This is a genomic window from Mycobacterium sp. H4Y (genome assembly GCF_000364405.1).
Lineage (GTDB): Bacteria > Actinomycetota > Actinomycetes > Mycobacteriales > Mycobacteriaceae > Mycobacterium > Mycobacterium intracellulare.
On record NZ_AKIG01000002.1, the window covers coordinates 1,158,815 to 1,179,717 of the forward strand.

Annotated in this window: 15 protein-coding genes and 1 pseudogene; 7 read left to right on the top strand and 9 right to left on the bottom strand. The window is 69.6% G+C overall.

Features of this window, described 5'->3' with window-relative positions; genetic code table 11:
- Positions 1-570 precede the first annotated feature (570 nt).
- The 5 genes from W7U_RS19335 (at position 571) to W7U_RS19355 (ending at position 8,761) form a co-directional block, all read left to right on the top strand.
- Positions 571-1,119, top strand: a complete 549-nt coding sequence (locus tag W7U_RS19335; RefSeq protein WP_008261564.1) for a hypothetical protein — start codon at positions 571-573, stop codon at positions 1,117-1,119.
- A gap of 96 nt (positions 1,120-1,215) precedes the next feature.
- Positions 1,216-2,892, top strand: coding sequence for an Hsp70 family protein (locus W7U_RS19340; RefSeq protein WP_008261565.1), 1,677 nt, complete (start codon positions 1,216-1,218; stop codon positions 2,890-2,892).
- Between the two features lie 249 nt (positions 2,893-3,141).
- Positions 3,142-6,111 (top strand): (Fe-S)-binding protein, encoded by a 2,970-nt coding sequence (locus W7U_RS19345; protein WP_008261566.1) that lies wholly within the window; start codon positions 3,142-3,144, stop codon positions 6,109-6,111.
- Positions 6,112-6,143: 32 nt separating this feature from the next.
- The gene (locus tag W7U_RS19350; RefSeq protein ID WP_008261567.1) at positions 6,144-7,448 is read left to right on the top strand and encodes a pyridoxal phosphate-dependent aminotransferase; all 1,305 of its coding nucleotides are present in this window, start codon (positions 6,144-6,146) and stop codon (positions 7,446-7,448) included.
- A 32-nt stretch (positions 7,449-7,480) separates the two neighbouring features.
- Entirely contained in the window at positions 7,481-8,761 is a 1,281-nt protein-coding gene (locus W7U_RS19355; RefSeq protein WP_008261568.1) for a YibE/F family protein, read from the top strand.
- Positions 8,762-8,820: 59 nt separating this feature from the next.
- On the opposite strand, the gene rfbA is transcribed toward W7U_RS19355, so the two are convergent.
- From rfbA to W7U_RS19370, 3 genes are read right to left on the bottom strand one after another with little or no spacing between them, the layout of a single operon-like run.
- Positions 8,821-9,696 carry a glucose-1-phosphate thymidylyltransferase RfbA gene (gene rfbA / locus W7U_RS19360; protein WP_008261569.1) on the bottom strand — a complete coding sequence of 292 codons (876 nt, stop codon included), beginning with the start codon at positions 9,694-9,696 and terminating at the stop codon, positions 8,821-8,823.
- Between the two features lie 23 nt (positions 9,697-9,719).
- On the bottom strand, positions 9,720-10,094 hold the full coding sequence (locus W7U_RS19365; RefSeq protein ID WP_008261571.1) for a nuclear transport factor 2 family protein: 375 nt from the start codon (positions 10,092-10,094) through the stop codon (positions 9,720-9,722).
- A gap of 29 nt (positions 10,095-10,123) precedes the next feature.
- Complete coding sequence (locus W7U_RS19370) at positions 10,124-10,879, bottom strand: maleylpyruvate isomerase family mycothiol-dependent enzyme (RefSeq protein WP_008261574.1); 756 nt, start codon at positions 10,877-10,879, stop codon at positions 10,124-10,126.
- Positions 10,880-10,979: 100 nt separating this feature from the next.
- On the opposite strand from W7U_RS19370, the gene W7U_RS19375 reads away from it, so the two are divergent.
- Together W7U_RS19375 and W7U_RS19380 are read left to right on the top strand one after the other, a co-directional pair.
- Positions 10,980-11,636, top strand: a complete 657-nt coding sequence (locus W7U_RS19375; protein ID WP_008261576.1) for a class I SAM-dependent methyltransferase — start codon at positions 10,980-10,982, stop codon at positions 11,634-11,636.
- 249 nt (positions 11,637-11,885) lie between these two features.
- Positions 11,886-13,208, top strand: coding sequence for an MFS transporter (locus W7U_RS19380; RefSeq protein ID WP_008261578.1), 1,323 nt, complete (start codon positions 11,886-11,888; stop codon positions 13,206-13,208).
- 18 nt (positions 13,209-13,226) lie between these two features.
- On the opposite strand, the gene W7U_RS26985 is transcribed toward W7U_RS19380, so the two are convergent.
- The 6 genes and pseudogenes from W7U_RS26985 to W7U_RS19405 all read right to left on the bottom strand — a co-directional run bounded on the left by W7U_RS26985 (position 13,227) and on the right by W7U_RS19405 (position 20,899).
- A complete protein-coding gene (locus tag W7U_RS26985; protein ID WP_332478898.1) occupies positions 13,227-13,583 on the bottom strand; it encodes a TauD/TfdA family dioxygenase in 357 nt (118 codons plus the stop codon).
- A 107-nt stretch (positions 13,584-13,690) separates the two neighbouring features.
- Positions 13,691-14,164: pseudogene (locus tag W7U_RS26990) on the bottom strand (TauD/TfdA family dioxygenase); the annotation flags it as partial.
- 140 nt (positions 14,165-14,304) lie between these two features.
- Positions 14,305-15,630: a UDP-glucose/GDP-mannose dehydrogenase family protein gene (locus tag W7U_RS19390; protein WP_008261583.1), complete on the bottom strand. Its 1,326-nt coding sequence runs from the start codon at positions 15,628-15,630 to the stop codon at positions 14,305-14,307.
- 96 nt (positions 15,631-15,726) lie between these two features.
- Entirely contained in the window at positions 15,727-17,163 is a 1,437-nt protein-coding gene (locus W7U_RS19395; RefSeq protein ID WP_170320615.1) for a hypothetical protein, read from the bottom strand.
- A 188-nt stretch (positions 17,164-17,351) separates the two neighbouring features.
- Positions 17,352-18,458 carry a hypothetical protein gene (locus W7U_RS19400; RefSeq protein WP_008261587.1) on the bottom strand — a complete coding sequence of 369 codons (1,107 nt, stop codon included), beginning with the start codon at positions 18,456-18,458 and terminating at the stop codon, positions 17,352-17,354.
- Between the two features lie 170 nt (positions 18,459-18,628).
- On the bottom strand, positions 18,629-20,899 hold the full coding sequence (locus W7U_RS19405) for a hypothetical protein (RefSeq protein ID WP_050989398.1): 2,271 nt from the start codon (positions 20,897-20,899) through the stop codon (positions 18,629-18,631).
- Positions 20,900-20,903 lie beyond the last annotated feature (4 nt).

A 20,903-nucleotide genomic window follows, 5' to 3' on the forward strand; every position in this document is an offset into this window, starting at 1 on the left:
CCGCGGTCGGGGCGTCATCGCCGGCTTCTGACCACCATTCGCGGTCTGTGGGATCGGCGGCCATTAGCAGCGCCGATCGTTGTAGCTGAGACGACGAACCCGGGGCGCATGGGCGGGCCGGCCGGGCATCGTGATCGCCTCCCTACCCTGCGCTCGGATTGCATGGCCGCTCGCCGCGGCGCCAGGACCCGATGTGATACCGGGCGTCGCTGCTGTGACGGCGGGTACGTGTCGGTCGCTGGCGGCTTACTCGCCGGCCTGCCCAGGCCCGGGAGGCGCCGCGCTCGATGCGGGCTTGCCGTTCGACTTCCACATCGATTCGGGAAAAGAGACTGTCACGAATATGCTGGTAAGTCAAAAATGAGGTGACGGTCGAATTGTGCTGAACTGCAATATCATTCGGCCGGAAATGGTGTTGCGGGTGTGTTGAGCGCCACAGTCTGGCGGTAGGCTGTGGACCCTGAGTGCACGCTCTGTGTGGGCACCCGCACCCCTCCTCTGAGCGACGCGACCGCCCCCTTAGGGGTTGGCATCAGCAGGCTGGCAGGTGCGGTCAGTACCATCGGTGCCGTGGCATCCAACGGTCCACGCGATGACTTCCACAATCGGCCGACCCAGCATGCCGATTTCGGCATGAGCGAGCCGCCGACCGGTGAAGTCCCGCCACCGAACTTCCCGCCCCAGCCGCCCCACGGGTTCGAGCAACCCCAGGGCTTCGACCCGTTCGACCAGGAACCCGAGCCCACGCCCTGGTACCGCAGGCCCGCGATGCTCATCGCCTGGTTGATTTCCGTCGTCATCCTGATCGGCCTGATCGTCTTCGGGATCATCGAGCTCATTCACGACGACCAATCCGTCAACCACGTCCCCAAGTCGACGACGAGCACCACCACGACAACGACAACAACGACGCCGACGACCACCACGACCACGACGACCACCACCGAGTCCAGCAGCAGCGCCGAAGAGCAGCCGCCGGCCCAGCAGCCGACGCAGCAGCAGCCCACCGGGCAACAAACGCAGCAGCCCACGCATCGCCACCATCTACCGCAGCTGCCGCCGGTGATCACCATTCCGCAGGTGCCGACGGTCATCACGGTTCCGCCGGGCCTGCGTTAGCGAGTCGGCGGCAGGCCGATCACGCTCGGCGACGCGGCGCCGGCGGCGCCCTACACTCGCTGCAATCCACGGGACTACTGACACAGGGGTGCGGACATGAGCCAGTCGCTCGGGCTATCGATCGGGGTGGCCAACCTGGTGGCGGCCCGCGCCGGGAGCGCTCCGGTCACCCGCAGCTCGGTGGTCACCCTGTTCGAGCACCGTCCCACCGAAGTCGGCCTGCCGGAAGAGAATCCGAACCTGACCGCACCCGGCCTGGTGCTGCGCGGGTTCGTCGAGCGGGTCGGCGACCGGGCACCGCTGGTGGCCGCCGACGGCACCAAGTACCTGGGCGCGGCGCTGACGGTCGAGGCGATCGAGGCGATGGCCCGCACGGTCGGCTACGGGACACCGATCAGCATCGCGGTCCCCGCCTACTGGTCCGACGAACAGTTCGCGGCGCTGCGCGACGAGTTCTTCGCCCAGTCGGATCTCGCACGCGGTGGGGTCGCGCCGATGCTGGTTTCCGACGCCACGGCCGCGGTGGCGGCCCTGCGCGGCACGCCGGGGTTTCCCGCCGACGGCGTCGTCGCGCTGTGCGACTTCGGTGCCGGCGGCACCACCGTCACGGTGCTGGACGCCAATGCCGGCTTTGCGCCCGTCGCCCCGGCCATGCGGCACACCGACTTCTCCGGCGACGCGATCGATCAGCTCATCGTCGATCACCTGCTGGCCTCCGATGTCAGCACCGCCGTCCTGGGCGGCGGCGCGCGGATGGGATCGCAGACCCGCCTGCTGGCCGCCTGCCGGCGCGCCAAGGAACAACTGTCGACCGCCGCGGTGAGCACCGTCGCGGGGGCGTCCGGGGAGTCCACCCAACTGACCCGCACCGAGTTCGAGCAACTGATCTCCCCACCGCTGGACCGGTTTGTCACCTCGCTGCAAGATACGTTGCGGCGCAACGGAATTCCGAACACCAACCTGCGCGCCGTGGCGATCGTCGGCGGGGGCGCAAGCATCCCGCTGATCACCGCGCGGTTGTCGCAGCGCTTCGGGGTTCCGTTCCGCAGCGCGGCGCAGCCGGCGTCACTCGCCGCACTCGGCGCCGCGGCGCTCGGTGCGCAGTACGCAGCGGGGGGCGCCGAAACCACCGCGGCCGCCGCCGTGGAGACGCCGACCGAAATGGTCGGCACCGCGGGAATCGGGGCCACCCAGGCCGCGTGGGCCGCCCAGGCCACCGATGTGGATGACGCCCTGGCGTGGTCGCAAGACGCCGACTCCGACGAGCCGGTGCCCTATACCGGCCGCGACGCAACCGGCGAATATGCCAGCGAGGCACGGGAATTCGAGTACGCCGAGCAGGGCGGGCTGCCCTGGTACAAGCGCACGGCGCTGGTGTTGACCGTCGTTGGGGCGGGGGTGGCGGTGCTGGTGGCCGCGGCGCTGGCGATCGGCCTGTTGATGACGAAGTCCACCCCGGCCCCCCCGACGTCCTCGCCCAACCCACCGCCACCGCCACAAACGGTGACCATCACCGGGCCGAACGACAGCACCACCGTCACCGTCGTTCCGGCTCCGCCGCCACCGTCCAGCGAGGCGCCGGCCACCACGACCACCACGACACCGCCGCCGGAGCCGTCGACCACGACGACGACACCCCCGCCGAGCACCACGACGACCACCACCGCGCCGCCCACCACGACATCGCAGGCGACCACCACGTCCGCGGCGCCGACGACGACCACCCGGGTGCGACCCCTGCCGCCGATCTTCCAACCCCCATTCGGGCGCTGACGCGAACGATTGCGTCTGGCCGGAAAAGGGCTCCGAAAAGGGTCATTTAACGAAATTTGGTGGCGCTGGTCACTCCGACAAACGTCACACCAGGCGAGCGGGTATCAACTAGCAGGCCAGAGGCACCGACGAACCCGAAGTTAGGGCAGCCTTTCTCGCGCCGAAAGCCGCGAAGATGTAACTATGAGCGGGGCTTAAGCAGGCAAATAAAGCACAGGCCGAATTATCTATGCATTGGGGAGACCTTCTGTGACAACGCAGATGCTCATCAGGCTGGTCGTGGGCATGGGCATGACGCTGGTCGTGGCCGCGCTCGCCGCACGACGGGTCCTGTGGCTGTTCAAGCTGATCACGTCCGGCAAGCCGGCCCCGGGGCACACCGACGAACCCGGCAAACGAATCTGGGCCGAGCTCTCCGAGGTCTTCGGGCAGCGCAAGCTGTTGAAGTGGTCGATCCCCGGCCTGGCCCACTTCTTCACCATGTGGGGCTTCTTCATCCTCCTCACGGTCTACATCGAGGCCTACGGGCTGTTGTTCCAGGACAACTTCCACATCCCGTTCATCGGGCGGTGGGACGCGCTGGGCTTCCTGCAGGACTTCTTCGCCACGGCCGTCTTCCTCGGCATCGCCACCTTCGCCGTCATCCGGTTGATGCGCAGCCCGAAGGAGATCGGCCGCTCATCCCGGTTCTACGGCTCGCACACCGGCGGCGCCTGGCTGGTGCTGTTCATGATCTTCAACGTCGTGTGGACCTACGTGCTGGTGCGCGGATCCGCGGTCAACAACGGCACGCTGCCCTACGGCAACGGGGCCTTCCTGTCGCAACTGTTCGGCGCGATCCTGCGGCCGCTGGGGCAGCCCGCCAACGAGATCATCGAAACGGTGGCCCTGCTGCTGCACATCGCGGTCATGCTGGCGTTCCTGATCATCGTGCTGCACTCCAAGCACATGCACATCTTCACTGCGCCGATCAATGTCATCTTCAAGCGGCTGCCCGACGGTCTCGGCCCGCTGCTGCCGCTCGAGCACGACGGCAAGCCGATCGACTTCGAAAACCCGCCGGACGACGCGACATTCGGGCGCGGCAAGGTCGAGGACTTCAGCTGGAAGGCCATGCTGGACTTCGCCACCTGTACCGAGTGCGGGCGCTGCCAGTCGCAGTGCCCGGCGTGGAACACCGGCAAGCCGCTGTCCCCCAAGCTCGTCATCATGGACCTGCGCGACCACTGGATGGCCAAGGCGCCCTACATCCTGGGTGACAAGGAGAGCCCGCTGGAGAGCACGCCGGCGGGCGGGCTCGGCGAGGAGTTGTCCGGCGAAGAGCACGCCGAGGCACACCACGTTCCCGAGTCGGGCTTCGGCCGCGTCATGGGTTCCGGTCCGGAGCAGGCCACCCGCCCGCTGGTCGGCACCGAGGAGCAGGGCGGCGTCATCGACCCCGACGTGCTGTGGTCCTGCGTGTCCTGCGGCGCCTGCGTCGAGCAGTGCCCGGTGGACATCGAGCACGTCGATCACATCATCGACATGCGCCGCTACCAGGTGATGATGGAGTCCGAGTTCCCCTCGGAACTGTCGGTGCTGTTCAAGAACCTGGAAACCAAGGGCAACCCGTGGGGCCAGAACGCGTCGGACCGCACCAACTGGATCGACGAGGTCGACTTCGACGTGCCGGTCTACGGCGAGGACGTCGACAGCTTCAACGGCTACGAGTACCTGTTCTGGGTCGGGTGCGCCGGCGCCTACGACGACAAGGCCAAGAAGACCACCAAGGCCGTCGCCGAGCTGCTGGCCATCGCCGGGGTGAAGTACCTGGTGCTCGGCACCGGCGAGTCCTGCAACGGCGACTCCGCGCGCCGCTCGGGCAACGAGTTCCTGTTCCAGCAGCTGGCCGCGCAAGCCGTCGAAACCCTGGACGGGCTGTTCGAGGGCACCGAGACCGTCGACCGCAAGATCGTGGTGACCTGCCCGCACTGCTTCAACACCCTGGGCCGCGAGTACCGCCAGCTCGGCGCGAACTACTCGGTGCTGCACCACACCCAGCTGCTCAACCGGCTGGTCCGGGACAACAGGCTGGTGCCGGTGACGCCGGTATCCCAGGACATCACCTACCACGACCCCTGCTACCTGGGCCGGCACAACAAGGTCTACGAGGCGCCGCGTGAGCTGATCGGGACCTCCGGGGCGAACCTGACCGAGATGCCGCGGCACGCCGAGCGCAGCTTCTGCTGCGGCGCCGGCGGCGCGCGGATGTGGATGGAAGAGCACATCGGCAAGCGGATCAACCACGAGCGTGTCGACGAGGCGCTGGCCACCGGGGCCACCACCATCGCCACCGCGTGCCCGTTCTGCCGGGTGATGGTCACCGACGGCGTCAACGACCGGCAGGAGGAGGCCGGGCGCAGCGGTGTCGAGGTGCTCGACGTCGCCCAGATCCTGCTCGCGTCCCTCGAATACGACAAGGCGACGCTGCCCGAAAAGGGCACGGCCGCCAAGGAAGCCGAAAAGCGGGCGGCCGCGGCGCCCAAGGCCGCGACGGCCACGGCGACCGCACCCGCCGAAGAGGCCGAGGAGGCTCCCGCCGAGGCGGCCCCGAAGGCCGCGGCCGCACCCGCCGCTCCCGTCAAGGGGCTCGGGATCGCCGGCGCCGCCAAGAAACCCGGGGCCAAGAAAGCCGCGCCCGCCGCGGAAGGCAAGGCCGAAGCGGCCGCCCCGGTCAAGGGGCTGGGCATCGCCGGCGGCGCCAAGAAACCCGGGGCCAAGAAGGCGGCACCGGCCAAGGCCGAGGCACCTGCCGAAGCGGCCGCGCCCGAGGCCGAGACCGAGGCCAAGGCGCCCGCCGCGCCCGTGAAGGGCCTGGGCCTGGCCGCGGGCGCCAAGCGACCCGGCGCCAAGAAGGCGGCCCCGAAGGCCGAGGCCCCCAAGGCCGAAGCACCCGAGGCGGAAGTGGCACCGGAAGCCGAACCCGAGGCCAAGGCACCCGCCGCCACGCCCGTGAAGGGCCTGGGCCTGGCCGCGGGCGCCAAGCGACCCGGCGCCAAGAAGGCGGCCCCGAAAGCCGAGGCGCCGAAAGCAGAAGCCGAGCCCGCCGAACAGGCGCCGGCCGAGCCGGCACCGAAAGCGGAGCCGGCAAAGCAGGCCGACGGCGACGACGCACCGTCGCAGCCGCCGGTCAAAGGCCTGGGCATCGCCCGCGGGGCGCGACCCCCGGGCAAGCGCTGACCTGCGATTTTTGCGCTTGACAGCAAATTTCAGTGGACAGTGATGGCACCATTGGTGATGTGACCACCCACCAGCTGCCTCATCAGCTGCCACCGCACCCGTCGGCCCATCACCGGCAGCAGCGCACTTTCGCGCAGTCGTCGAAGCTCCAGGACGTCCTGTACGAGATCCGCGGCCCGGTACATCAGCAGGCCGCGCGGCTGGAGGCCGAGGGTCATCGCATCCTCAAGCTCAACATCGGCAACCCGGCGCCGTTCGGCTTCGAGGCGCCCGACGTGATCATGCGCGACATGATCCAGGCCCTCCCGTACGCGCAGGGTTACTCCGACTCGCAGGGCATCCTGCCGGCCCGCCGCGCGGTGGTCACCCGCTACGAGTTGGTCGACGGATTCCCCCGCTTCGACGTCGACGACGTCTACCTGGGCAACGGGGTCTCCGAGCTGATCACGATGACGCTGCAGGCCCTGCTCGACAACGGTGACGAGGTGCTGATCCCGTCACCCGACTACCCGCTGTGGACGGCGTCGACGTCGCTGGCGGGCGGCACCCCGGTGCACTACCTGTGCGACGAGACGCAGGGCTGGCAGCCCGACATCGCCGACATGGAGTCCAAGATCACCGACCGCACCAAGGCGCTGGTGGTGATCAACCCGAACAACCCGACCGGCGCGGTGTACACCAGCGAAGTGCTCACGCAGATCGTCGAATTGGCGCGCAAGCACGAGCTGCTGCTGCTCGCCGACGAGATCTACGACAAGATCCTCTACGGCGACGCCAAGCACATCAACCTGGCCTCGCTGGCGCCGGACATGTTGTGCCTGACGTTCAACGGGCTGTCCAAGGCCTACCGGGTGGCCGGGTATCGGGCCGGCTGGCTGGCGATTACCGGGCCCAAGGACCACGCCGGCAGCTTCATCGAGGGGATCAACCTGCTGGCCAACATGCGCCTGTGCCCCAATGTCCCGGCGCAGCACGCGATCCAGGTCGCCCTGGGCGGCTACCAGAGCATCGACGACCTCGTCCTGCCCGGCGGCCGGCTGCTCGAGCAGCGCGACGTCGCCTGGACCAAGCTCAACGAGATTCCGGGGGTGTCCTGCGTCAAGCCGGACGGCGCTCTCTACGCCTTCCCGCGGCTGGACCCCGAGGTCTACGACATCGACGACGACGAGCAGCTCGTCCTCGATTTGCTGCTGCAGGAGAAGATTCTGGTCACCCAGGGCACCGGCTTCAATTGGCCCGCACCGGATCACCTGCGCATCGTGACCCTGCCGTGGGCCCGCGATCTGGCGGCGGCCATCGAGCGGCTGGGCAACTTCCTCGTCGCCTATCGCCAGTAAGCACCCAGGAAAACGCCTCTACGCTCGACCGGGTGACGCACTCCCACTCGCACAGCCTGCCGCCGGGCCCGTCCGGCATCGATCCGTTGCCCGCCAGGATCGTCGTCGGGCTGCTGGTCGCGATCGGAGTGGCGGTGGCCGTCGGCGCGATCCTGTTGTGGCCTAGTCGGCAGCGCGTCGACATCCCGATGCCGCTGCAGAACGCGTCCGGCGGCGCGGTGAGCACGCAGGCCGGGCACGTGCTGTCCAGTGGGTTGGGCGACTGCGGCAGCCCGTCGGTCAGTCAGGTCCTCACCGGCCCGCCCCAGCCCGCAGCGCCCGGCGCCGGGCGCTGCGTGTTGACCCAGGTCGCCGTCGATTCCGGGCCGAACGCGGGCGCCACCACCCTGCTCGAGTCCTCCCCTGGGCCGGGTCAACCGAAATTTGCGGTGGGCGACCGCATTCGGGTCGTGCGCCAGGTCGACGACCAGGGCGCCACCAGCTACGCGTTCTACGACTTCGAACGGGGTTGGGCGCTGGTCGGTTTGGCGATCGCGTTCGCGGTGGTGATCGTGGCCGTGGCGCGCTGGCGCGGGCTGCTCGCGCTGGTGGGCATCCTGGTCGCGTTCGTGGTGCTGGTCATGTTTCTGCTGCCGGCCCTGCGGGACGGCGCCCCCGCGGTGCCGGTGGCGCTGGTGGCGTCGGCGGCGATCCTCTACGCGGTCATCTATCTGGCCCACGGGGTCAGCCTGCGGACCAGTGCCGCGCTGCTGGGCACCCTGTCGGCCCTGCTGCTCGCAGCCGGATTATCTTGGGCGGCAATACAATTGGCGCATCTCACCGGTCTGTCGGACGAGCAGAACACCACCGTCAGCGCGTACCTGGGCAACGTGTCGATCGGTGGCCTGCTGCTGGCCGGTTTCATCATCGGGTCGCTGGGTGTGCTCAACGATGTGACGGTGACCCAGTCCTCGACGGTGTTCGAGCTCGCCCGCCTCGGGGGCTCGCGGCGAGCGATCTTCGTGGGCGCCATCCGGGTGGGGCGCGATCACATCGCCAGCACGGTCTACACGCTGGTGCTGGCCTACGCGGGCAGTTCGCTGCCGCTGCTGTTGCTGTTCAGCGTCGCCAACCGCTCGCTGACGGACGTGCTGACCGGGGAGAGCGTGGCCATCGAGATCGCCCGCTCGGCGGTGGGCGGGATGGCGTTGGCGCTGTCGGTGCCGCTGACCACGGGGATCGCGGCGGTGCTGGCGAAGCCTAGCGGCGGTCGCGAGCGGGGCCGTGGCGATCGCAAGCGCGGCGAAGCCGGGCGCAGCGGGTCGCCACCATAGGTTGAAGCCGCGCGCCGGGGGCACCTCCCGCTTGCGGGGGACGGGCCGCCGCTACCGGCCTAGTGAAACCGGCTCCGCTCCAACAGGTTCAGCAGATAGGAGCCATACCCGGACTTGAGCAGGCTGTGCGCGCGCTGCGCCAATTGTTCATCGGTGATCCAGCCCTGCTGCCACGCCACCTCCTCGGGCACGCTGACCTTGAGGCCCTGGCGTCGTTCCAGCGTGCGGACGAAGTCGCTGGCGTCCAGCAGCGAGTCGAACGTGCCCGTGTCCAGCCAGGCCGTGCCGCGGGCCATCACCTCGACCGAGAGCCGGCCCCGGTTGAGATAGATCTGGTTGACCTCGGTGATCTCGTACTCGCCGCGCGCCGATTTCTTGAGCCCCTTGGCGATTTCGATCACGTCGTTGTCGTAGAAGTACAAACCCGGCACCGCGTAGTTGGATTTCGGTGTCTTGGGTTTCTCTTCCAAGGACAGCGCCAGGCCGTCGTCGCTGAATTCGACCACACCGTAGGCCGACGGGTTGGCCACCCAGTACGCGAAAACCGCTCCCCCGCTTATGGTTTGGAATCGGCGCAAGCTGGTGCCCAGTCCCGGTCCGTAGAAGATGTTGTCTCCCAACACCAAAGCCACCGACTCGTTGCCGATGTGGTCGGCGCCCAAAACGAACGCCTGAGCCAGACCGTCGGGCCGGTCCTGTGTCACGTAGGTGATGTTGACGCCGAATTGCGAGCCGTCGCCCAGGAGCCGCTGAAATCCCGGCGCGTCATGCGGGGTGGTGATCACCAGGATGTCACGGATTCCGGCCATCATCAGGGTGGACAGCGGGTAGTAGACCATCGGTTTGTCGTAGACCGGCAGCAACTGCTTGCTGATGCCCGTGGTGATCGGATGCAGGCGGGTGCCCGACCCGCCGGCCAAGATGATTCCGCGCATGGATAGCTCCTGTGCCTGTGGTCCTAGTCGACGGCGTCGGATTCGGTGAGCTCGGTGGCCGCCAGCGCCGACGCGAGGCTGTCGTGCCGGAACACGGAGGTGACGTGGTCGCGCACCACCCGGAACGTCAGCGCGGCGTCGCTGGCGGCCCCCGGATCGCCGGTGCTGCCGGGTTTGAGTTCGACGGCGACGACACCGTCGTGCACATACATGCGGCCGAGCTCGGTCGCCGGCCGGTGCGAGGCGGCCCAGCTGCGCAGCGCCTCGTGACCCTGTGCGGCCCCGTGCGCGTCGCCCATCTCGATGTCGTCGCTGGACAGGGAGGCCAAGGTCTCGATGTCCGCGGCGTTGAGGGCATCGTGCCATGCCAGAACGGTGGCGATCTCCGATGTGGTCATGGTGTGCAAATTACCGTGCGGCGCCGCGGCTAGAGCGGCGTACGGTCCAACCAGCGCTCCCACACGGCTTCGTCCCCGAACAGTTGGACGCCCGTGTCGGCCAGCGGGCGCCGGCGCAAAATCGCCAGCAGCAGCTCGGTGGCGCCGCCGCGCAGCGCCACGCTGCCCTTGCCGTGCTCGTGCGACCACGTGACCCGGCCCTGATCGACGGCGGCCGTCCACTCCCCGGCCTCGCCGAGGCCGGGGTCGGTGGCATGCAGGTGCAGGGTGGTCCCGTCCTCGAGGGGAAGCGGCGCCCCCTGGCCGCCCGCCTGGATCGCGACCCGCTCCAGCCATTCGGTGATTCCGTCGGCCGCGATGTCGGGCTCGAGGGCGAAATCGGTGCCCAGCGCGATCGCGGCGTCGGCCCGGTGCACGGCCACCTCGTGCAGCCGGCGCCGGATCCACCAGTTCGCCGGGCGCGGCCCGAGGAACGTCCAGACCGGCGTCTCCACCCCGGTCAGCTCGACGGCGTCCACCAGCCGCTGGGCGCCGCCGTGGAGCCAGGAGATCGCGTCGGCGGGGTCGGGCGGCGGCTTGCCGCCCTCCACGGTGCGGGGGTCGAGGTAGCTCTCGAGCCGGTCGCGCACGATCTGGGCCGCCCAGCGGTCGCCGCGCCCGACGTGGCGGAACAGCTGCCGCAGGGTCCACTCCGGGCAGGTGGGCACCGGCGTGGACTCGTCGGCACCGTCGAACAGCTCCGCGAAAGCCCGGTTCTCGTCGAGGAATGCGCCGGCATAGTCCACGCCGGTCAGGCTACTCGCGTGGGCCGCGCCCGCTCGCCTTGCCGTGGGGATCCCGCGCCCTGCAGACTGTCGTCGATGACGAGGCGATGGACCAGGTGCCGTGCTTGCTGACAGCGCGGGCCTCCCGGACGCGCACGCGGCGATCCGCGCGTTTTGGGAGCGCGAGGGTTCGGAATATGACCAGCGGGCCGCGCACGGTATCTCCTCGGAGCCGGAACGTCGACTGTGGACGGCGGCGCTGAGCGCAATCCCGGAGCGTTCGCGGGTGCTCGATATCGCCACGGGCACGGGCTTTGTCGCGTTGTTGCTGAGCGAGCTCGGCCACCGGGTGACCGGCGTGGATGCCTCCGAGGCGATGTTGGCCCGGGCCCGCGCCAAGGCCGCCGCCACCGCCGCGACTGTCGAGTTCGTGGAGGGTGTCACCGAAAAGCTGCCGTTCCCCGACGCCAGCTTCGACGCGCTGACGGCGCGGCACTTCATCTGGACCTTGCTCGAACCGGAGAAGGCCTTCGCGGAGTGGCGGCGGGTGTTGGCCCCGGACGCGACGCTGATCGCCGACGTCTCGCTGAACCCGCATGTGGCGAGCCACCATTACGCCGACGACGTCGCCGCCGCGTTGCCGTTTCGCGCACTCTCCGACGCTGCGCCGGTGGCCGACGCGCTCCGGTCGGCCGGGTTCGAGCACGTTCGGATCGACCTTTCTCGAGATGGCGGGGAATACCCCCGAGCCATGCTGCACGCCCGGCCCGGCCAATAGCGCAGAGCCGCAACATATTTCATGGCTGTGGCGCTGGATGGCGGGCGCCGGGTTCCTCCGAAATCGGGTTGTGCCGCGTAATCAGTTGCTTTCAAGCTGATTTCAACCGTCGTCAATCGCGCCCGATGGCGCTGAACTTGGCAGGGGCTCCGGACGGTCGTACTCGCCGCGATGCCCCACTCGCGCCGGTCATTTCGATCGCCGGCGCGGGTGCGCGGAGCTTGACCGGCCGACCATTCGGAGACCTCGATGACGATCGCAGAACAGGAAAGCAGCCGGGCGGCGACCCCGCTCGAAGAGGCGGCGCCAGTCCCGGGCATGCGCCGGGTGGCGCTGGCCAGTCTCGCGGGCAGCGTGCTGGAGTGGTACGACTTCTTCCTCTACGGCTTCGCGGCCACCTTGGTCTTCGGTCCGCTGTTCTTCCCGCGCGCTTCGGCCACGGCCGGAGTGCTTGCCGCACTTGGCACTTTCGCGGTGGGGTTCGTCGCCCGCCCGCTGGGCGGGGTCGTCTTCGGGCACTTGGGTGATCGCCTCGGACGCAAGAAGATGCTGGTGGCAACGCTTTTGATCATGGGCATACCGTCGTTTCTGATCGGGTTGCTGCCCAGCTATAGCGCGATAGGATGGTCGGCGCCCGCGCTGCTGGTGTTGTTGCGGTTTCTTCAGGGGGTGGGGCTCGGCGGCGAATGGGCCGGCGCGGTCCTGGTGGTCACCGAGACCAGCACGCCACACCGCAGCGGTTTCTGGGGATCGCTGGTGCAGACCGGGGCGACCCTGGGCCAGGGGTTGGCCACCGGCTCGCTGTTCATCCTGGCCTCGTTGCTGAGCGAGCACAGTTTCGTGACTTGGGGTTGGCGGGTGCCGTTCCTGTTCGGGATCGCGCTGAGCGTGGTCGGCCTGTTCATCCGGCTGCGGGTGATGGAATCGCCGGAGTTCACCGCGCTGCACCGCAGCGGCGAACTGTCGCGTTTCCCGTTGCGCGAGGCGGTGCGTCAGCACGGCCGCACCATGCTGGTCTGCTTCGGGGTCTATTTGGGCGGCGTGACCGTCCCGTTCTTCGTCGAGACCGTCTTCCTCACCGGCTACGGCACCAAAAGCCTTGCCCTGCCGGCCTCTTCGGTGCTGCTGGGCATCTCCGCCGTGCACGTCACCGTGTTCTGGGTGCTGACGCTGCTGGGCGGCTGGCTCGCCGATCGGGTCGGCGCGCCGCGGGTGGTCCGCGCGGGCCTACTCGGATTGCTCGTGTTGCCGACGGCGGGGCTGCTGGCGGTTCTCTCCGCCTCGTCGACGGTGGCGGCGCTGCTGATCACCGAGACCTTGATCGGCGCGCCGATGTGGGTCGTGTGGGGCGCATTGCCCAAATACCTCGCCGAGTCCTTCCCGGCCCGGGTCCGCTACACCGGAATGTCGTTGTCCGGCCAGAGTTCCACCATCATCGGCGGGCTCATCCCGTTGCTGCTCACCTCGGTGGTCGCCCAGGTGGGCGGGGCGTTGTGGCCGGTAGCGCTGACCACCACCGCGGTGGCGGCGTTCGGGCTGCTCGGCCTGCTGTGGTCGCACCGGAGCCCGTGAGGTCGGGTCCACGCCCTGTCAGGCGGCCCCGAAGAACTGGCCCTCCAACGGCTCCGATGGGCGCCCGTCCGGGCCGACCGGGATGTCGCCGACCAGCGTGATCCGATGCAGCACGCGCTCGTGATCGAGATGCTCGAAGTCGCGCGGCGCGAGATGCAACGTGGCCCGATTGTCCCAGAACGCAACGCTTCCCGGCTCCCACTTGAATCGAACCGAATACTCCGGGCGAGAGATCTGCTCGAACAACAGGTCCAGGACGTGACGACTCTCCCGCGGGGACAGGTCGACGATCTCCTTGGTGAAGAACTGGTTGACATACACCACGCGCTCGTTGGTCTCGGGGTGCACCCGAACCACCGGATGGATTGCCGCCAACGGCTTACCGCGAACCAGCTCGCCGATCTTTCGGCGCTGCGTTCGAAGGCCAGCGTGGCGCCGAACCGGTGCTCGGCGCGAAGCCCGTCGATGAACCCACGCACCAGTGGTGAAAGACCTTGGTAGACAGCGGCGACATTGGTGAACAGCGTGTCGCCGCCATAGGGCGGGACCACTTCGGCGCGCAGTATCGAATGCGACGGCGGATTGATCAGCGGCGTCACGTCGGCATGCCAGTTCGGCCCGTTCCGATTCTCCTTGTGCCGGTACTCGGATCCGTACCGGCGGTCGTAGGCGGCCGGCGACACCGTGTGGATCTGCGGGAAACCCGCAGGGGCGGAATCGCCTTCGTACGGGTGGGCGGCGGTGACCTTGCCGAATTGCGCGCCGAAGGCGATCTGCGCCGCATGGTCGAGCTGTTGATCGCGGAAGAACACGACCTTCCACTTGTGCAGCGCCGTGCGGATGACATCCTTGTCCGAGTCGCTCAACGGGGCGGAGATGTCCACGCCGTCGATCAGGGCGCCGGTCCACCCGGACAGGGGGATGACCTCGATGCCGGTTTCGGTGGAAGCGGTCACGGTCAGATCGGTCGTCGTCAAGGCGCGTGATTCCCATCAGTAGTGAAAACACCTACGGTGTCGGACTTTTGAGGGTAACGACGATCCGATCCCGCGAGAGCGGTTGAAATCGGACTGAAGGAAAGCCCGCTCTTATGTCCCTACGGTCGCGGCGCGCCGAGCCGATACACCCGCCAGCCCGCCCGCTGCCACCGGGCGGTGTCCAGGCAGTTGCGGCCGTCGACGATGACGCGGGCGCGCACCCCGTCGGCCAGGTCGTCGGGATCGAGCTCGACGAATTGCCGCCACTCGGTGAGCACCAGCACGGCATCCGCGCGCTCGCAGGCCTCTTCGACCGAGACCGCATAGTTCAGGGTCGGGAACAGGCGCTGCGCGTTGTCCAGCGCCTTGGGGTCATAGACGTTGACCGCGGCGCCGTTGAGCTGCAGTTGCCCCGCCACGTTGAGGGCGGGCGAGTCGCGCACGTCGTCGGATTCGGGCTTGAACGCCGCGCCGAGCACCGCGACGTTGGCGCCCAGCAGCGACCCGCCGCACGCCGCGCTGGCCAGTTCCACCATCCGGGTGCGGCGACGCATGTTGATGCTGTCCACCTCACGCAGAAACGTCAGCGCCTGGTCGGCCCCGAGTTCCCCGGCGCGCGCCATGAATGCCCGGATGTCCTTTGGCAGGCAGCCACCGCCGAAACCCAAACCGGCGTTGAGGAATTGGCGTCCGATGCGGGGATCGTATCCGAGCGCATCCGCCAGCAGGCTGACGTCTGCGCCGGCCGCCTCGCACACCTCGGAAATGGCGTTGATGAACGAGATCTTCGTCGCCAGAAAGGCATTGGCGGAGACCTTGACCAACTCCGCGGTTTGCAGATCCGTCACCAGGAACGGCACCCCCGCGTCCAGCAGCGGACCGTACAGCTCACGAACCGCGGCCTCGGCGCGCACCGAATCCTGGTGGACCCCAAGCACAATGCGGTCCGGGCGCAGGGTGTCCTGCACCGCGTAGCCCTCGCGCAGAAACTCCGGATTCCAGGCGATTTCGACGTCCACCCCGCGCGGCGCCAGCGCGGCGGCGCGTTGGTTCAACTCGGCCGCGGTGCCCACCGGGACCGTCGATTTGCCCACCAACACCGCCGAACTGGTCAACCGGGGCACCAACTCGTCGATCACGGCATAGACGTGGCGCAGATCGGCGCCGTATTCGCCCTTCTTCTGCGGTGTGCCCACGCCCAGGAAGTGCAGGTCGGCGAAGTCGGCGGCCGCGTCGTAGTCGGTGGTGAACCGCAGCCGACCCGCAGCCAGGTTCTCGTTCAACAACTTTCGCAAGCCTGGCTCGTAAAAGGGGATGTCACCCCCGGCGAGCTTGGCCACCTTGCCCGGGTCGATGTCGATCCCGAGGACGTCGTGTCCGAGCGCCGCCATCCCGACCGCGTGGGTGGCACCGAGGTATCCCGTGCCGAACACGGTGCATCGCATACCACTGGTGTAAGCGACCCCGATGAGCTAACCGCGTCGCCGGGCTAAGCGGGAGGCAAACGGAAGATGACGGGTGGCCGCCGCTCCGCCGGCCTATTAAATCCCCGGGATGCCCGGGATGTTGATGCGTGGGCCACCCCCGCCGAATCCGCCGTGACCGTGGCCACCGCCGAAACCGCCGCGCGGCCCGCCGCCGAAGCCGCCGCGCGGGCCACCGGGGAAGCCGTCGTCGTGGTCCCCGTGGCCTCCGCCGTGACCGGGGCCCCACCCGCCACCGGGCGGACCGCCGATGCCTGGGATCGGCAGCGGGATCGGCACCGGAACGGGCGCGACCGGCGGCGGAGCGGGCGGCGGGGCCGCCGGAACCGGAATCGGCGCGGGCGCCACCGGGGCCGGAGCCGGAGCGGCCGGAGCCGGCGCGGGAGCCTCTGGAACGGGCGCCGGCGCCTCCGGGGCGGGCGCGGGAGCCGCCGGCGCCTGGGCAGGCGCCGGAGCCGGGGCCGCGGGCGCCGGGGCGGGCCGAGTGGGCGCGACCACGACGTTCTCATTCGGGCTGGGCCGCACATTCGCCGTCGGGCGGATGGCGATGGCCAGTGAGACGACCAGCGCCACCACGCCGATGACGAAGACCGCCGCCACGGCGCTGCCCACCAACCTGAAGTTGCGCCCGCGATAGTCCGCGCCGACGAGCTCGGTCGCGGCGGTCTGCGAGCCGGTGAAGAAGTCGTCGGGGTCGTCGGGCACGGCGCTGTACGCCAGGGCATCCACCCCGGCGTCGCCGGGTGCGTCGAAGTAGCCGGGCGCCACGGCCAGCGGATTGATCGCGCCGGTGCCGGGATCCTGCGCGTACGCCAGGGCCGCGGTGGACGACGCGAACAGCGGGGCATGCGCCGACGCCAGCGCGGCGCCGCGGGCCAGCGCCGTTTCCGGTTCCTCGGCCGCCGTCAACGGCAGGGTGGTCGCCGCCTCCAGCGCGGGCTTGATCAGCGGGATGTCGATGCCGGAGCCGACGACGAACACGGCGTCCGGGCGGCTTTCCATGTTCTCCGCGCCGGAGACCAGCCGCGTCAGCTCGGCGACGGCCGCCTCGTCGTCTTCGGGAAGGACTTGGCGCCGGACGTCGGCGATGGATCCGTCGGCGCTGTCGACGATCGCCAGCGTTGCGGTGTCGGGCTCGATGTAGAGCAGCGCGGTCTGCGCGTAGTTGGTTCGGTGGCCGACCGCTTGGGCCAGCGCGGCCGCGGCCAGGAAGGCCGAGACCAGCATCACATTTTCGACCTTGTGGGCGGCGAGCTTGTCGCGCAGCGCGGCCGCCTCGACGGGGTCGGTGAAGGTGACCCCGGTCGACGCCAGTTGGTAGCCACCCTCCGCCGCGCCCTGACGCGTCCCCAAGATGGCGGAGACTACCTGGTCCGAGGCGGTGACAGTTGCTGCGTCAGTGGACGTCGTCACGTCGAAATTGTCTTCATCGACGGTCGCACCGTCGCCGTTTTCCCCCTCGACCAGCACCATCCGGACTGCGGTCGGCGCCATCGACACACCAAGTACGGTGTCCAAAGCTCCTCCAATAGTCGGTTGCTAGTCATTCGCGGTGAGGGCGTCGCCGTCGCACGAAATGATGGCGCGTGACATCGCTGAGTCCCCACCGTTATTCCCCTAGTGCCCCGATTTTACGCGTGTTCGGCGGCCGGGGGGTGGGCCGGGACCCGTCCGCGGCGGGGCTAGGGGACCGGAAAATCGGGCCCCAAATGGCGATGCAGCCAGTCGTCCCAGTGTGGGTGGTCGCCGGATTGCGGCGGGGACGGCGCAGGTGCCTGGGGCGCTTCGGGCGTCGGGGCTTCGGGCGGCGCCGGCGCAGGGGGCGGCGGCGGGGGCGGGCCGGTGTTCGGGGGCGACGGGGCCTGCGGAGCGACGACGTTCGTGCTGACCTCCGGTGGTTGGCCCGTGTCCGGATCGCGGCCGAAGACGAGCGCGAGCGCCAACGCGACGAAGCCGGTGACGAAAATGGTCATCACGAGCGCGACGGTGGCCGCCGGCTTTCGGCTGTGCCGCTCGCGTGACCGGGCGGCCCGCGCGTCGGGGTTGTGGGCGGACCCGGTCGCCTCGGTCGAGGAAATCCGCGCGGACGGCATCGTGATCGTCCGCGGCGCGCCCAACCGTGCGTTCGCCGCGGCCAGCGAGGCACCCCGGGCCAGGGCCATCTCGGGTTCCTCAGGCGTGGTCACCGAGAGCGACGTGGCGGCCTCGAGCGTTGGCTTGATCAACGGGATGTCCACGTCCGAGCCGACGAGGAACAGCCCGTCAGGCCGCGCCCGCATTGATTCGGCGCCCGAGACCATCGCCGTCAGCTTCGCCAGCGCGACGTCGTCGCGGCCGGGCAGCGGGTGCCGGTGCACGTCGGTGACGGTCCCGTTGGAGGTGTCGACGACCGCGAGGGTCGCGCTGGTGGGTTCGACGAGCAGCAACGCCGTGCGGGCCCAGTTGGTCGCGCTGCCCATCGCCTGCGCCAGCGCCGCGGCGGCCATCACCGCCGAGACCAGCATCACGTTCTCGATCCTGCGCGCCGCCAACACATCTCGCAGGGCCGCCGCCTCGGCCGGGTCGGTCCAGCTCACTCCGCTCGATTTGAGCTGGTAACCGCCCAGGGCCGCGCTGTCGCGGGTGCCGAGAATGGCCGCGACGACGTGATCCGCGGCGGCAGCTGGGGTCGGGTCGCCGACGACGTCGAAGCCGTCCTGATCGACGGTCACCCCGCCCGCGGCAGCGCCTTCGACGAGCACCATGCGGACTGTCTCCGGTGCCATCGACACACCGAGTACGACCTCCACCGCTCCTCCAAATCGCCAGACGCTTGGTTGCTGTGCTGCGCCAGCACAGCCGCGCCGGCGCCGCATGGGGGTTCGCGACGCCACCCTAGCCTGCTGAGTTATCGGTGGCCGTGACCGCCGAAGCTGTGCCCCATGCGCCGCTTGGTGGGAGGAGGCTCGGCAAACCGAGGCTATTTGTGGCCGCCGCCACCGCCACCGTGACCGCCGCCGAAGCCACCGCCGCCACCGTGACCGCCGCCGAAACCGCCCAGGCCGCCGCCGCTGTGGCCGCCGCCGAAGCCGCCCAGGCCACCGCCGCTATGCCCGCCGCCGAAGCCACCGCCGCCTTTAGGCGCCGGCGCAGCGTGGCCACCGCCAAATCCGCCGCCGGGCGCAGGAGCGTGCCCGCCGCCAAGTCCGCCGCCGGGCGCAGGAGCGTGACCGCCGCCAAGTCCGCCGCCGGGCGCAGGAGCGTGGCCGCCGCCGAGTCCGCCCGGGCCGCCCCCACCAGGCTTCGGTACGCCGCCACCCGAACCGGGCGTCGGGACATGGCCGCCACCCGAACCCGGGGTCGGGACATGGCCACCACCGGAACCACCCGAACCCGGCGTCGGGACATGGCCACCACCGGAACCACCCGAACCCGGCGTCGGGACATGGCCACCACCGGAACCACCTGATCCGGGCGTCGGCACGTGACCACCGCCGGAACCACCCGACCCGGGCGTCGGGACATGGCCGCCACCGGAACCGCCCGACCCGGGCGTCGGCACGTGGCCTCCGCCGGAGCCGCCCGACCCGGGCGTCGGGACGTGGCCGCCACCGGAACCACCCGAACCGGGTGTCGGCACGTGGCCGCCACCGGAACCACCCGAACCCGGCGTCGGGACATGCCCACCACCGGAACCCCCCGAACCCGGCGTCGGCACGTGACCGCCACCGGAGTTACCCGGAGCGCCCGGCTTGGGCGGGGTGCCTTCACCGGGAGGCGTTTGATGCGGCGGCGACTGCGGAACGGTGCCGCCCACCTTCGGGGGCGTCGGCGGCTGAGGAATTTGCACCGGCGGTTGCGGCCGCGCCGGTTGAGGGATTGACACGCGCGGCGGTGCCTCGAACAGCGGCGGCCTTACCACCGGGTTGGGAACAGGGATGCGCACCGGCACCGGGACTGGCAGGGGCGGAACCACGACGGGAACGGGGACCACCGGCGGCGCCGCCGGTACGGGAGGGGCTTCCGGCGGCGGAGGCGCGGGCAGCGGGGCCGCGACCGGGGGATTCAACGGCTTGGGGGCCGCCACCGGGGCCGGCAGGCTGATCTTCGCCTCCGGCGCGGACGCCTGCACCGGCGCCGGCGCCTGCTCGGTGGGAACGATCAGGTGCTGGTTCGGGGTGGGCTGCAACGCGACGGTGCCCGTCGTGCGGATCCCGATCGCGAGCGCGATCTCGAGCGCCAACACCGCGCTGATGCCAGCCACCGCCAGCCCGCTGCCGATCAGCAGCGCCGGCCGCCGCTGCGGCTGACTCTCTTCGGGAAGGAAGAGCCGTTCGATGACCACGGTCGGCGAGTCGGCGTCCTCATCGGCCACCGCGCTGTAGGCGAGCTCGTCGTCGCCGGCGTCGGGACCGAACGGGACATAGAGGTACTCGGGCAGGGAGTGCTGGTCGACGGCGCCGGTGCCGGGGTCCTGCGCATAGGCCAGCGCGGCGGTCGAGGAGGCAAACAGCGGGGCATTCGCCGACGCCAGCGCCGCGCCGCGGGCCAGCGCCGTCTCCGGCTCCTCGGCCACGCTCACGTCGAGCGCCGTCGTCGTCTGCAGCGCCGGCTTCAACGGGGCGACATCGACGCCCGAGCCCACCACGAACAGCCCGTCCGGGCGGTATTCCAGCTTCTCCAGCCCGGCGACCATTCCGCTGAGCTGCTCGGCGGCGGCGCCGTAGGACTCGGCATGGATCTGCTGCTTGTACACATCGGGGATGGAGCCGTCGGAGGTCTCCACGACGGCCAGCGTGGCGGTATCGGGCTCCACCAGGAGTACGGCGGTGCGTTCGTAACCCATTGCGCCGCCGACGTTTTGCGCGAGCGCCGCCGCGGCAAGAAACGCCGAGACCAGCATCACGTTGTCGAGCCGGTGAGCGGTCAGCGCGTCGCGCAGGGCGGCAGCTTCGAACTGATCGGTCCACGTCACCCCGATGGACGACAGCTCGAGGCCGGCATCGGCGGCACCCTCACGGGTGCCCAAGATCGCCGAGATCACCCGGTCGGACGCGCTCACGGTCGCCGCGTCGTCGGCGCCGGTGACGTCGATCGCGTCCTCTTCTACCGTGGCGCCGTCGGCGTATTCGCCTTGCAGGACAACCATTTGGATCGACGACGGTGCCATCGACACCCCGAGCACGATATCCAAAACAAACCCCTCCAAAGGCATTGCGGTGAACCACGGCCAGGCGGAGGTAAAAACCATGGCT